The sequence below is a fragment of the Polaromonas sp. A23 genome, from assembly GCF_002001015.1.
Lineage (GTDB): Bacteria > Pseudomonadota > Gammaproteobacteria > Burkholderiales > Burkholderiaceae_C > Polaromonas.
In genome coordinates this window covers 48,517-61,026 of the sequence record NZ_MUNO01000005.1, presented here as the reverse complement: position 1 = coordinate 61,026, position 12,510 = coordinate 48,517, and the positions used below count along the sequence as shown (strand labels likewise).

General features: G+C 61.8%; 11 protein-coding genes. 2 read left to right on the top strand and 9 right to left on the bottom strand.

What is annotated here, in order from left to right; genetic code table 11:
* The first annotated feature begins 130 nt into the window (after window positions 1-130).
* Window positions 131-1,702 (top strand): glycine betaine ABC transporter substrate-binding protein, encoded by a 1,572-nt coding sequence (locus B0B52_RS01765; RefSeq protein WP_077591892.1) that lies wholly within the window; start codon window positions 131-133, stop codon window positions 1,700-1,702.
* A gap of 304 nt (window positions 1,703-2,006) precedes the next feature.
* On the opposite strand, the gene B0B52_RS01760 is transcribed toward B0B52_RS01765, so the two are convergent.
* The 9 genes from B0B52_RS01760 to B0B52_RS01720 all read right to left on the bottom strand — a co-directional run bounded on the left by B0B52_RS01760 (window position 2,007) and on the right by B0B52_RS01720 (window position 11,417).
* Window positions 2,007-2,975: a tripartite tricarboxylate transporter substrate binding protein gene (locus B0B52_RS01760; protein ID WP_077591891.1), complete on the bottom strand. Its 969-nt coding sequence runs from the start codon at window positions 2,973-2,975 to the stop codon at window positions 2,007-2,009.
* Window positions 2,976-3,062: 87 nt separating this feature from the next.
* Window positions 3,063-3,965, bottom strand: a complete 903-nt coding sequence (glxR, locus tag B0B52_RS01755; RefSeq protein ID WP_371327352.1) for a 2-hydroxy-3-oxopropionate reductase — start codon at window positions 3,963-3,965, stop codon at window positions 3,063-3,065.
* A gap of 95 nt (window positions 3,966-4,060) precedes the next feature.
* Window positions 4,061-4,843: a 2-dehydro-3-deoxyglucarate aldolase gene (gene garL, locus B0B52_RS01750; RefSeq protein WP_077591889.1), complete on the bottom strand. Its 783-nt coding sequence runs from the start codon at window positions 4,841-4,843 to the stop codon at window positions 4,061-4,063.
* 59 nt (window positions 4,844-4,902) lie between these two features.
* Window positions 4,903-6,489, bottom strand: a complete 1,587-nt coding sequence (gene garD, locus B0B52_RS01745) for a galactarate dehydratase (protein WP_077591888.1) — start codon at window positions 6,487-6,489, stop codon at window positions 4,903-4,905.
* Window positions 6,489-7,580, bottom strand: coding sequence for a lactonase family protein (locus B0B52_RS01740; RefSeq protein WP_077591887.1), 1,092 nt, complete (start codon window positions 7,578-7,580; stop codon window positions 6,489-6,491). Before B0B52_RS01740 ends, garD begins: the two co-directional genes overlap by 1 nt.
* Window positions 7,581-7,660: 80 nt before the next feature.
* Window positions 7,661-8,944 (bottom strand): TRAP transporter large permease, encoded by a 1,284-nt coding sequence (locus B0B52_RS01735; RefSeq protein ID WP_077591886.1) that lies wholly within the window; start codon window positions 8,942-8,944, stop codon window positions 7,661-7,663.
* Window positions 8,944-9,471, bottom strand: coding sequence for a TRAP transporter small permease (locus tag B0B52_RS01730; RefSeq protein WP_077591979.1), 528 nt, complete (start codon window positions 9,469-9,471; stop codon window positions 8,944-8,946). The genes B0B52_RS01735 and B0B52_RS01730 overlap by 1 nt, the downstream gene beginning before the upstream one ends.
* Window positions 9,472-9,543: 72 nt before the next feature.
* A complete protein-coding gene (locus B0B52_RS01725; protein ID WP_077591885.1) occupies window positions 9,544-10,527 on the bottom strand; it encodes a TRAP transporter substrate-binding protein in 984 nt (327 codons plus the stop codon).
* 80 nt (window positions 10,528-10,607) lie between these two features.
* The gene (locus tag B0B52_RS01720; RefSeq protein ID WP_077591884.1) at window positions 10,608-11,417 is read right to left on the bottom strand and encodes an NAD(P)-dependent oxidoreductase; all 810 of its coding nucleotides are present in this window, start codon (window positions 11,415-11,417) and stop codon (window positions 10,608-10,610) included.
* Window positions 11,418-11,601: 184 nt separating this feature from the next.
* On the opposite strand from B0B52_RS01720, the gene B0B52_RS01715 reads away from it, so the two are divergent.
* A complete protein-coding gene (locus B0B52_RS01715) occupies window positions 11,602-12,372 on the top strand; it encodes a FadR/GntR family transcriptional regulator (RefSeq protein ID WP_077591883.1) in 771 nt (256 codons plus the stop codon).
* Window positions 12,373-12,510: the final 138 nt, after the last annotated feature.

Below are 12,510 nucleotides of genomic sequence, written 5' to 3'. Positions count from 1 at the left end.
AAAGGCGTTTGGCCGTTTTTATAGAGACAAATTGGCCGCCAGCCCTTATTCCACGGGCGCAAGCAGCTAGCAAATCAATAGCGCACGGGAGTTACTGGCATTGTTCTGCAGAGGCAGCGATACTGCGCAGATGCAGAGCCCACTTCCCCCTTTGGTCGATGCGCACCCGGCTCGGTGGCTGCGAAGGCTGCTGGCCAGCGGCATCGCCTTCGCGCTGTTGATTGGCAGCACCATCACCCTTGCCGCCAACGCCCCCAACGACACGCTGCGCATAGGCTCCAAGCGTTTCACCGAGTCTTACATCCTGGCGCAGGTGCTGGCGCAGACGGCGGCGGCGCACACACCCACGCCGCCTTCGGTGTTGCAGGGGCTGGGCAATACGGCCATTGTTTATGAGGCGCTGCGCTCGGGCAGCATCGACCTGTACCCCGAATACGTGGGCACCATCAGCCTGGAGATTCTCAAAAGCCCTGCCCCGATGACACTGGAGGCGATGAACGCGGCGCTGGCGCCGCTGGGCCTGGGCGTGGCGGTGCCGTTGGGTTTTAACGATGGCTACGCGCTGGCCATGCGTGAAGACAATGCGCAGCGGCTGGGCATCAAATCGCTGAGCGACCTGGCGAAACATGCGGAGCTCAAGCTGGGCCTGTCCAACGAATTCATTGGCCGCGCAGATGGCTGGCGCGGGCTGGCGCAGCGCTACGGCGCCACGCAGGTACCCACCGCGCTGGACCACGGCCTGGCGTATGACGCGATTGCACAGAAGCAGGTGGACGTGATCGACATCTACACCACCGACGCAAAAATCAAGCACCTGGGCCTGCGCGTGCTGGCGGACGACAAGGCTTATTTTCCGCGTTATGACGCGGTGCTGCTCTACCGGCTGGACGTGCCGACGCGCTTCCCCCAGGCCTGGGCGGCGCTGCAGAAGCTGGGCGGCAGCATTGACGAGAACGCGATGATTGCGATGAATGCGCGGGCCGAGCTGCAGGGCGTGGCGTTTGACGTGATTGCGCGCGACCATCTGGCCGGCAAAGCTGCAGGCGGCACGGCAGCCGCGGCCGATCCTGCCCAGCGCGGCTTCTGGGCCAAACTCTTCGGGCCCGACCTGGCGCGGCTGACACGCCAACACCTGGCGCTGACATTCATCTCCGTGGGCCTGGCGGCGCTGATTGGCATTCCGCTGGCGGTGCTGGTGTTTCCGCACCCGCGGCTGCGCGCCGTGGTGCTGGGCGCCACCGGCCTGCTACAAACCGTGCCTTCGCTGGCGCTGCTGGCCATGTTGATCTCATTGATGGGCGTGATTGGCACCGTGCCCGCGCTGATTGCGCTGATGCTTTATTCGCTGCTGCCCATCATGCGCAACACGGTGGCGGGCCTGGGCGAGGTGTCAAGCGGCCTGCGCCTGGCCGGCGAAGCGCTGGGCATGACGGCGGGCCAGCGCATGCGCCTGATTGAGCTGCCGCTGGCACTGCCCACCATCATCGCCGGCGTGCGCACGGCCACCTCGATTGCGATTGGCACCGCGACGATTGCCGCCTTCATAGGCGCGGGCGGTTACGGCGAGCGGATCGTCACCGGCCTGGCGCTCAACGATGGCCAGCTGCTGCTGGCCGGCGCCCTGCCCGCCACCTTGCTGGCGCTGCTGAGCGAAGCGCTGTTTGAGGCGGTGGAGTACGGAATGCGGCGACGCAGGGCCTGAAAAAGAGAAAGGCCCCAAACGGGGCCTTTGCAGCTGTTTTGCCGATTTTATAGAGCCAAATCGGCCTCTAGCCCTTATTCCACGGGCGCGAGCAGCTATTAATTCAATAGTAAAAGCGCTGCAGAGCTCAAACCACCGGAATCGCCTGTTGTTCCATTTATTCGTCGATTACAAACATTCGACGAACAAATGGAACATCGCCGTCCCACATTGGCCGTATGAAATGCAAACTCATCAAACGTACGGCCAATGGGCTATCTCCCTCAGTCCGACATTGCCAGTTCCTGGCATCTACAGCCGGTTATCAGTCCAGCTTGATGCCGGCAGCCGCCACCACTTCGGCCCAGCGCTTGCGCTCCTGGGCGAAAAAGTTGTCCTGCTCGGTGGGCGACATGGTCGCCACTTCGGCGCCCTGCCCGCTGAGCCGGGCGCGGATCTCGGGGCTGCGGATGACCTTGATGAGTTCGGTGTTGAGCCGCGCCACGACAGCTGCTGGCGTGTTCTTGGCGACCAGAACGCCCTGCCAGGTGCCGGACTCGAAACCGGTGATGCCCTGCTCTTGCAGCGTGGGCACGTTGCCAATCAGCGGCATGCGTGTGGCCTTGGACACGCCGAGGATCTTGAGCTGGCCGTTCTGCACAAAGGGCAGTGTGGCGAGCATGCCGTTCATCAGCACCTGGGTTTGGCCGCCCACGGTGTCGGTGATGGCTTGCGAGCCGCCCTTGTACGGAATGTATTGCCACTTGGCTTTGCTGGCACGCTCCACAGCCACGCCGGCCAGGTGCGGTGCGCTGCCCATGGCGGTGACGGCGAAGTTGAGCTGCTTGGTTTGCGACAGTGCCACCAGTTCCTTCAAGTTGTTGGCAGGCACCGAGGGGTGCACCACCAGCAGATGCGGTGAATAGGCCAGCATGGTCACGCCGCGCAGGTCTTTGCTCGGGTCGAACTGGAGCTTGGTGTAGACCGATGGGCTGATGGCCAGCGCGCCGGTGTCGCACAGCAGCAAGGTGTAGCCATCGGGTGCGGACTTGGCCACAAAGTCGGCGCCGAGGTTGCCGTTGGCACCCGGCTTGTTTTCAACAATCACGGGCTGCTTGAGTGCGTCAGACAGCGGCTGGCTGATGGCGCGGGCAATGATGTCTGACGAGCCGCCTGGTGGGTAAGGCACGATGAGGCGAATCGGCTTGGCCGGCCAGGCTTGCGCCTGAACGCCGGAGGCGGCCAGGCCCATGGCCAGGGTGGAAGCAAGAACTTTGCGGCGATTGAGAGTCATGATGTTTCCTGTCGATGTTGGGTACTAAAGCAAAAAGCAATGCTGCCGGGGCCATGCCCGGCAATGCGCGGCAACGCCTGCGGAAGTTCAGGCTTTGGCGACTTCGTGGTTCGCCATGAGCTCGAGCGCACGCACCAGCGCCGAGTGGTCCAGGTCCTGCATGCCGTTGGCGCTGCAGACCTGCATGAGTTGTGCGGCACCAGCGGTTTGCGGCAGTGCCACGCCCAGCGTGCGGGCACCGGCCAGCGCGAGGCTCAGGTCTTTCTGGTGCAGGCCGATGCGGAAACCCGGGTTGAAGGTGCGCTTGATCATGCGTTCGCCATGCACCTCCAAAATGCGCGAGGAAGCAAAACCGCCCATCAGCGCCTGGCGCACTTTGGCGGGGTCGGCACCGGCCTTGCTGGCAAACAGCAGGGCTTCGCCCACAGCGGCAATGTTCAGCGCCACGATGATCTGGTTGGCCACCTTGCAGGTTTGGCCGTCGCCGTTGCCGCCAACTAGGGTGATGTTTTTGCCCATCAGCTCGAAGAGTGGCTTGACGCGCTCGAAGGCCGCTTCGGGGCCGCCGATCATGATGGTCAGGCTGGCGGCCTTGGCGCCGACTTCACCGCCGGAAACCGGCGCGTCGAGGTAGTCGCAGCCCAGGGCGTTGATTTTCTTCGCGTATTCCTTGGTTTCCATCGGCGAGATGGAGCTCATGTCGACAACCGTCTTGCCCTTGGCGTTGCTCTTCAGGCCGTCGGCAACGCCCTTCTCGCCAAACAGCACCTTCGCCACATCAGGCGTGTCGGGCAGCATCATGAAAATGATGTCGGCCTTCTCGGCAACTTCCTGTGACGAACTGCAGGCCACGGCCTTGCCGGTCAGCAGATCTGCGGGCACCTTGCTGCGGGTGGAAAGAAAAACTTCGTGGCCGGCCTTGATCAGGTGCGCCGCCATTGGTGCGCCCATGATGCCGAGGCCGATAAAACCCAGCTTGCTCATAAAAATACTCCTTGTTCGTTTAAAAAATAGCTGTGGCCCACACCACCCTTCAGCAAGCGGGGCATGGATCCCGGATCAAGTCCGGGATGACAGAAAAAAAATCAGGCGAGGTACTTGTCGCGCAGTGCTTGCGTGGCGCCGCGGAACACGCCGAGGTCGCTGCCGACACCGACAAAAGTCGCACCCATTTCCATGTAGCGGCGCGCGTCGGCTTCGACCGGCGCGAGGATGCCGACCGGCTTGCCATGCGCCTTGGCGGCGGCAAAAATCTTCACCATCGCAGCCTGCACTTCGGGGTGACTCGCATTGCCGAGGTGGCCCAGGCCCGCGGCCAGATCGGACGGGCCGACAAACATGCAGTCCACACCCGGGGTGGCGGCGATCTCGTCCGCAGCGGCCGTGCCGGCGATGCTTTCGATTTGCACCATCACGCAGATGTGGTCGTTGATGTGCTTGAGGTAATCAGGCACGGTGCCGTATTTGTTGCTGCGCTGGGACACCGACACACCGCGAATGCCCTGCGGCGGGTAACGCGTGGCAGACACTGCGCTGGCCGCCTGCTCGGCGCTTTCAACAAAGGGAATCAGGAAGTTGTAGAAACCGGCGTCAAGCAGGCGCTTGAGCTCGACCGAGTTGTTGCTGGTGGGGCGCACCACAGGCGCACTCTTGCTGTCCTTGAGCGCCATCAGCTGCGGAATGTAGGTGGCCATGTCGTTGGGCGAATGTTCGCCGTCGAGCAGGATCCAGTCGAAGCCGGCCACGCCCAGCACTTCGGTGGTGATGGCGTTGGAGAGCGAAGACCAGCAGCCGATCAGCTTCTTGCCTGCCAGCAGGTCACGCTTGAAGCTGTTGGGAAAAGATTGGTAAGGAGTGGCTTGTGTCATGGGGTGTCGCTTGTAAAAAAGAAGAATGAGGTCAGCAGGCGTCAGCAGGCGAATAGGGGTCAGGTGATCGGTGCGGGGTTGAACAGCACCAGCGCGTTGTGCAGCTTCCAGTGTTCAGCCCAGGTTTTTTTGCGGCCGCTGGCTACTTCCAGCATCAGGTGAAACAGTTCCCAGCCCACGTCGGAAATACTCGCTTCGCCGTCGGCAATGCGGCCGGCGTTGATGTCCATCAGGTCGTGCCAGCGGCGGGCCAGGTCGCTGCGGGTGGCAACCTTGATGACGGGGCATTCGGCCAGGCCGTAGGGTGTGCCGCGGCCGGTGGTGAAAATGTGCAGGTTCATGCCGGCGGCGAGTTGCAGCGTGCCGCAGATAAAGTCGCTGGCCGGGGTGGCGGCGTAGATCAAGCCTTTTTGCCGCACCTTCTCGCCGGGTGCCAACACGCCGCTGATGGGCGAGCTGCCCGACTTGACGATGGAGCCCATGGCTTTTTCGACAATGTTGGAAAGGCCGCCCTTTTTGTTGCCGGGCGTGGTGTTGGCACTGCGGTCAACCTGCCCTTTTTTCAGGTAGGCGTCGTACCAGGCCATCTCGCGAATCATTTCCTCGGCAACCTCGGGTGTGCTGGCGCGGGAGGTGAGCTGGTCGATGCCGTCGCGCACCTCGGTGGTTTCAGAAAACATGACTGTGGCGCCGGCCCGCACCAGCAGGTCGGTCGCAAAACCCACAGCCGGGTTGGCGGTGACGCCGGAAAAAGCATCGCTGCCGCCGCACTGCACACCCACCACCAGCTCGCTGGCGGGCACGGTCTCTCGGCGGCGCGCATTGAGCCGCTCCAGGTGCAGCTCGGCGGTTTTCATGATGGAGTCGATCATCGACATGAAGCCGACATGGTTCTCTGATTGCAGGCACACCACGTCCAGAACGGCGTCCGCATTGCCGCCCACGTCGGCCACGCTGCGTTCATCAACAATCGCAAACGTGCCCGGGGGCAGCAAACGCTCGGGCTGCAGTTTTTCGCAGCCCAGGCTCACCACCATGACCTCACCGCCGAAATTGGGGTTCAGGCTGATGTTGCGCAGCGTGCGTATCGGGATGATGGCGTCAGGCGCGTCAATGGCAACGCCGCAGCCGTAGGTGTGCTCGAGGCCCACCACGTCGTCGACATTGGGAAAGCGCGGCAGCAGCTCGCTCTTGATGCGTTTGACGGCGAAATCAACCACGCCGGCCACACACTGCACGGTGGTAGTGATGGCCAGGATGTTCCGCGTGCCCACAGAGCCGTCGGCGTTGCGGTAGCCCTCGAAGGTGTAGCCTTCCAGCGGCGCAGGCACGGGTGGTTTGACGGTAGCCATAGGCAGCTTGTCCAGCCCGCGCGCGGACGGCATCTCCAGCAGCCGCTCATGCACCCAGCTTCCGGCGCGAATGTTCCGCAGCGCAAAACCAATCGGCACGTTGTAGCGCAGCACCGCACTGCCCTGCGGCAAGTCGACCAACGCCACCTTGTGGCCTTGCGGAACGCGCTCGACCAGCGTCAACCCACCGGCAAACACTGCGCCCGCCGGCAGGCCGCCGTCGTTGGCAACAATGGCGACGTTGTCCGCATCGTGCATGCGGATAAATAGTGGGGTGACGTTGGTGGGTTCCATCAGAAGTCGACGATTTCGACCCAGTTCGGATTTTTACCGGCGGGCTGGCTCTTGCCGGCACCTGGCATGCCGGTGGCACTGTCGATGGCATGCAGCGAGACGCTGTGCGAGTCCTGGCCTGCAGCAACGAGGAAACGACTGGTCGAATCGACGGCAAAGCCGCGCGGCGTTTTTTCGGTCGGCGTCTGGCCGACAACCTGCAACTGCCCGGTGGCGGCATCGACCTTGAAGGTGGTCAGCGTGCTGGAGGTGCGCTCCGAGCCATAGAGGAATTTGCCGTCGGGCGATATCTGCAGGTCGGCCGCCCAGACCTTGCCGGTAAAGCCCGGGGGTACCACCGTGCTGCGCTGCAGGTGGCGCATGGCGCCTTTGGCGGCGTCGTAGGCGAACACATCCACACCGCCATCAAGCTCGTTGAGCAGGTACATGTATTTCTGCGCCTTGTCCCAGAGGAAATGGCGCGGCCCGGTTTTGGCGGGCGACACATTGACCAGCGGGGGATCATTGGCAGTCAGCACGCCGCTGGCCGCGTCGAAGCGCCAGCTCGAGAGGTTGTCGCCGCCCAGGCTGGTGGCAAACACATAACGGCCGGATGCGTCGGCATGAATGGCATGGGCATTCGGCGAAGTGCGGATCACCTGCTGCACCGCGCCCACCAGGCCGTCGTTGCCGATGCTGTTCACGGTGATCTTGTTGCCGCCGTAGGATGCGCCAAACAGCCACTTGCCCGTCGGGTCGAGGTCAATGCTGGGCACGCTGTCGGCCAGTGCGGATTCGCCCAGTTTCTTCAGGCCGCCGGTGTTGCCGTCGATGGCAAAAGTGACCACACGGAAGGGCTGCGAGCGCAGCGCCACGTACAGAAATTTTTTGTCTTTGCTCACCACCATGGGCATGGCCGTGCCGCCCACCGGCACGGTAGCCACCGGTTTGAGCTGGCCCGCCGCGCGATCCAGCTGCATCACCGAGATGTCCTGGCTGTCGGCGTTGGAGATATACACCCAGGTGGCGGACGACGCCGCGCCGGAGGCAGCCATCATGCCCGCCCCCGCGAGCAGGAGCAGGTACTTTCGAAGGCGAATGAGAGAAGACATGAAGCGCTCCTTGAGATGAATGACAACAGGTTCATGGGAAATACGTGGGCGAAAAAAAGTGGGAATCTGGCAGAGCCCGGTTATTTCAGCAGCAGATTGGGCAGCCACAGGGACAGCGCCGGCACGTAGGTGACCAGGAACAACACGAAAAGCAGCGCGCCGAAGAAGGGATACAGCGCTCGCACCACTTTCTCGATGGGAAGTTTGGCCACCGCCGCGCCGACAAACAGCACCCCGCCAACCGGCGGTGTGATCAGGCCCATGCCGAGGTTGACCATCATGATCATGCCGAAGTGCACCGGGTCCACGCCCAGCTGTGTGACCACCGGCAGCAGGATGGGCGTCATGATCAGGATCAGCGGCGCCATGTCCATCAGCGTGCCCAGGATCAGCAGCAGCACGTTGATCATCAGCAGCACCACGTACTTGTTGCTGGATACGCTGGTGAACATGCCGGTGATCTGCTGCGGGATTTGCATCAGCGTCATGATGTAGCCGAAGCTCGCAGCAAACGCGATCAGGATCATCACGATGGACAGGGTCTTGACCGTGCGGTGCACCAGCTTGGGCAGCTCGCGCCACTTGTAGTCGCGGTAGATGCACATGGTGACAAAGAAGGCCCAGATCACGGCGATGGCCGCAGACTCGGTGGCGGTGAAGATGCCCGACAGAATGCCGCCCAGAATGATGACCATGGTCATCAGGCCCCACAGTGCATCGACACAGATCTTCAGCGCCTGCCGCATGGGAATGACTTCACCCTTGGGGAAATCACGCTTCTTTGCAATGAACAGGCACATGATGGCCAGCGTCAAACCCAGCAACAGGCCCGGCAGAACACCCGCGAGGAACAGTGCCGCAATCGACACACCACCACCGGCGGCCAGCGAATAGATCACTGCGTTGTGGCTGGGCGGAATCAGGATGGCCTGCACCGAACCACTGACGGTAACGGCCGTGGCGAAGTCGCGCGGGTAGCCTTTTTTCTCCATCTCGGGAATCAGCACCGAGCCGATCGAAGCGGTATCAGCCATCGACGAGCCGGAAATGGCGCCGAAGAAAGTGGAGGCCAGGATGTTGACCAGCGACAGCCCGCCGCGCACAAAACCCACCAGCACACCGGCAAAAGCCACCAGCCGGCGGGACATGCCGCCCTCGGCCATGATGGCGCCGGCCAGCACAAAGAAGGGAATGGCGAGCAAGGAGAACTTGTTGACGCCGCTGGAAATGGCGATCATCACCGCGTCGAGCGGGATGTCTATCCACCAGGCGCCGACCAGCGCGGACAGGCCCAGGGCGTAGGCCACCGGCAGGCCGAGAATCATGAGCAGGAGGAAAGACCCCAGCAGAACAAACGCATCCATCAGAGAGCCTCGCCTTCAAATTTCTCGTGGTCGTAGGTGACAACTTCGCGGCCGCCCTGGTGACCCAGTGCCATGCGTTCAAGCACGAAGATGAGTGTGATCACGCCGCCTATCGGCAGCGGAAGATAGGTGGCACCCACCGGCATCCACGGGATTTCGCCGATGTTCTGGCCCCAGGTCTGGATACAGAGCTTGGTGCCGTAATACGCCATAAAGACGGACACCACGGCCATCAGGATGTCCATCATCCAGGCGACGGCGCTGCGCATTTGTTCGGGCATGCGGTCGGTGACCATGGCAACGGAAATATGCGCATTGGCCCGGTAACCGGCAGCGGCGCCGAAGAAGGTGAAGATCACCATCAGCAAAATGGAGATGGGCTCGGGCCACTGCGAACCGGTGCCCAGCACGTAACGCGTGAAGATGCCCCAGGGAATGATTAGCGACATGGCAAAAATCGACAGGCCCGAGATCCAGATGCACGCAAGGTACAGCCAGTCGTTGAAGCGAAGGGTGTGGTGTTTCATGGGAATTCCGCAATACAGCAAGATGGCCCAGGCGCGCTGCGTCGGCAGCGTGCCTGGGCCCGGGAGCAACGCTTACTTGGTCGCGTCGATGCGCTTCATCAGGTCAGCAAACTTCACGCCGTACTTGGCACGCACAGGCGCCGTGGCGTCAAAGAACAGTTTCTGGTCGACCGGCACAAACTCGACACCGGCGGCCTTGAGCTTGGCCGAATAGTCTTCCACGCTCTTGTCCCACAAGACGCGCTGGTCCAGCTGCGCTTCGCGGCCGAGTTTCTTGACCAGGGCCTGGTCGGCCGGCGTGAGCTTGTCCCATGCCACCTTGGACATCACCAGCAGTTCGGGAATGATCAGGTGGTTGGTCTGCGCGTAATACTTGGCGCCAGCGGAATAGTGGTTGGAGGTGAACATGCTGGGCGGGTTGTTTTCCGCACCGTCGATCACGCCGGTTTGCAGTGCGCTGAACACTTCACCGTAGGCCATGGAAATGCCGTTGCCGCCCATGGCGTTCATGGTGTCGACAAACAGCGGGTTGCCCATCATGCGGACCTTCACGCCCTTGAGGTCGGCGGGGGACTTGACCAGCTTCTTGGTGTACAGGCTGCGCGCGCCGCCGTCCATCCAGCCCAGGGCCACCAGACGAGCCGGGCTGGCCGTGACCTTGGCCAGCAGTTCGTCGCCGATCGGGCCGTCAATGACCTTGCGCATGTGCGCAATGTCGCGGAAGACGAAGGGCATGTTGAACACGTCAACGTCCGGCACGATGGGGCCGATCACGCCGAGCGAAATGCGGTTGATCTGCAGCGCGCCGATCTGGGTCTGCTCGACGGTTTCTTTTTCCTGGCCCAGCACGGCACCGGGGAACATCTGCATCTTGATGCGGCCACTGGTCTGGGCTTCGAGCTTCTTGCCCATGTTCTCGACGGCCACAACCGTCGGATAACCTGCCGGGTGTGTGTCAGATGCCTTGAGCACGGTTTGCGCCTGCGCCGCCATGGGCAGGGCAAAAGCGAAGGAAGCCAGCGCGGCGGCGGCAATGAGGTGGCGGCGGAAAGTCATGGTTTGTCTCCTTGTTGGATGGTTTTAAAAGCTACTGACGGAAAACTGAAAAAGGCGGGTGTGCGCTCATGCCCATCACCTCAACCGGTAAAAGGGCCGGCTTTGACAAAGCCGCCGCCCTGAAACTGCACAGCAGGGTCGGTGAGGTCAGGCTCGGGGGTGCGGGCGTACACCGCGTCACGGAAAATGTCCGAGCTGTCTTGGGGCGCATAACCAATGTGACGTGCCTTGCTGTTGTCCCACCAAGTGACGGCGTTGTCGGACATGCCGAAAACAATGCTGTGCCCCAGCACCGGCGTGGTCAGGCAGGCGGTGATCAGGCGGTGCAGGTCGTCAAAGCTCAACCACGTTGCCAGCATGCGCCGGTCTTTGGGTTCAGGAAAAGAAGAGCCAATACGCACGCAAGCGGTCTCAATGCCATAACGGTCAAAGTAAAAACGGGACAGGTCTTCACCGAAGGCCTTGCTGACGCCGTACAAGCCGTCAGGCCGGGGCGGTGCGTCGGCGTTGATGGTTTCGCTCTGGCGGTAGTAACCGGTCACGTGGTTGGAGCTGGCAAACACCACCCGCTTGACGCCGTGTTTGCGGGCAGCTTCATAAAGGTTGTAGACACCCAGGATGTTGGCTTGCAGGATGGGGCCGAAAGGCCCCTCGACCGACACGCCGCCCAGATGGACGATGGCCTGGACGCCTTTCACCATGGCGTCGACAGCCACAGGGTCGGCCAGGTCACCGAGCACAACCTCTTCGCCTGGACCAGCCGCACCAACGTCGGCCCTGTCTGACAGTCGCAATACCTTGCAATTGGCCTTGAGGCGCTCGCGCAGCGCGCGGCCCAGGCCACCGGCTGCGCCGGTTAAAAGCAGTTTTTCGTGAACCCGGATGGTCATTCTTGTCTCTGGTTGAAATGGGGCGGGACAAACGCTGGACTTTTGCATCAGGTTTGCTAAAGTAGCCTGAACCCAATAAGATATCAGTTATACGTTGTCTGATGACATGGAATTCTAGTGAGGCGACTTCTGCTGTCAAGCAATTTCTGGCGATATCAAGGCAAACCCCTATCCGAGCGAACCGATGGAATCCAACTTAACCACCACCCCCGCTGACGAGGCACCGCGTGTGCGCAGGCCGCGTGGGCTGGTCACTGAAATCGTTGAAAGCCTGGCAAACAGCATTCGCGAAGGCCAGCTCCAGCCGGGCCACAAATTACCGACCGAAGCCGAAATCATGGCCCGCTTCGATGTGAGCCGCACGGTGGTGCGTGAGTCCATTTCCAAGCTGCAGGCTTCCGGGCTGGTGGAAACCAGGCACGGCATTGGTACCTTTGTGATCCAGAACCGGGATGCCGGTAATTTCAAAATCGCCGCGACCGACTTCGCGACGGTGGCCGACGTTATTTCGGTGCTGGAGTTGCGCATCAGCCTGGAAACAGAGGCCGCGGGCCTCGCGGCACAGAGGAGAACCACCGAAAACCTGGAGGCCATGGCCACTGCCCTTCGCGCGTTTCAGGACTCGATTCACGCCGATTCCGATGCGGTTCCGCCCGACTTCCAGTTCCATATGGAGGTGGCCCGCGCCACGGGTAACCGGCACTTCGAGGACCTGATGACTTACCTGGGCACCATGATCATTCCCCGAACCCGGGTCAACACGCCTCAAAGCGCACCCGAAGGCCGGCTGAGCTACCTGCAGCGCGTCAACGGTGAGCACGAAAGCATTTACAACGCCATCCGCAGCCAGGACGCCGAGGCGGCACGGGCCGCCATGCGAACACATTTGTCCAACAGCCGCGAGCGGCTTCGCAAAGGCCAGACTTCCGAGTCTGTGAGCACGCCCTCGGTCTGAGAGCCCAGGGGCGGCGCCATCGCGCGTCGGGGAATTCCCTGACGCTTTTTTTCATTTCAAGTTGTACGATGACTGATCTTTAAACAGTCTTTTAGGTCTTTTTACTCCCCTCCTCTTTAATTAGTCCTCGCGGCTGAA

Excerpts from the sequence above, each read along its gene's own strand:
- B0B52_RS01765 (WP_077591892.1), top strand. The coding sequence starts at position 131 with ATGCAGAGCCCACTTCCCCCTTTGGTCGATGCGCACCCGGCTCGGTGG.
- B0B52_RS01760 (WP_077591891.1), bottom strand. The coding sequence starts at position 2,975 with ATGACTCTCAATCGCCGCAAAGTTCTTGCTTCCACCCTGGCCATGGGC.
- garL (WP_077591889.1), bottom strand. The coding sequence starts at position 4,843 with ATGACACAAGCCACTCCTTACCAATCTTTTCCCAACAGCTTCAAGCGT.
- garD (WP_077591888.1), bottom strand. The coding sequence starts at position 6,489 with ATGGAACCCACCAACGTCACCCCACTATTTATCCGCATGCACGATGCG.
- B0B52_RS01740 (WP_077591887.1), bottom strand. The coding sequence starts at position 7,580 with ATGTCTTCTCTCATTCGCCTTCGAAAGTACCTGCTCCTGCTCGCGGGG.
- B0B52_RS01735 (WP_077591886.1), bottom strand. The coding sequence starts at position 8,944 with ATGGATGCGTTTGTTCTGCTGGGGTCTTTCCTCCTGCTCATGATTCTC.
- B0B52_RS01730 (WP_077591979.1), bottom strand. The coding sequence starts at position 9,471 with ATGAAACACCACACCCTTCGCTTCAACGACTGGCTGTACCTTGCGTGC.
- B0B52_RS01725 (WP_077591885.1), bottom strand. The coding sequence starts at position 10,527 with ATGACTTTCCGCCGCCACCTCATTGCCGCCGCCGCGCTGGCTTCCTTC.
- B0B52_RS01720 (WP_077591884.1), bottom strand. The coding sequence starts at position 11,417 with ATGACCATCCGGGTTCACGAAAAACTGCTTTTAACCGGCGCAGCCGGT.
- B0B52_RS01715 (WP_077591883.1), top strand. The coding sequence starts at position 11,602 with ATGGAATCCAACTTAACCACCACCCCCGCTGACGAGGCACCGCGTGTG.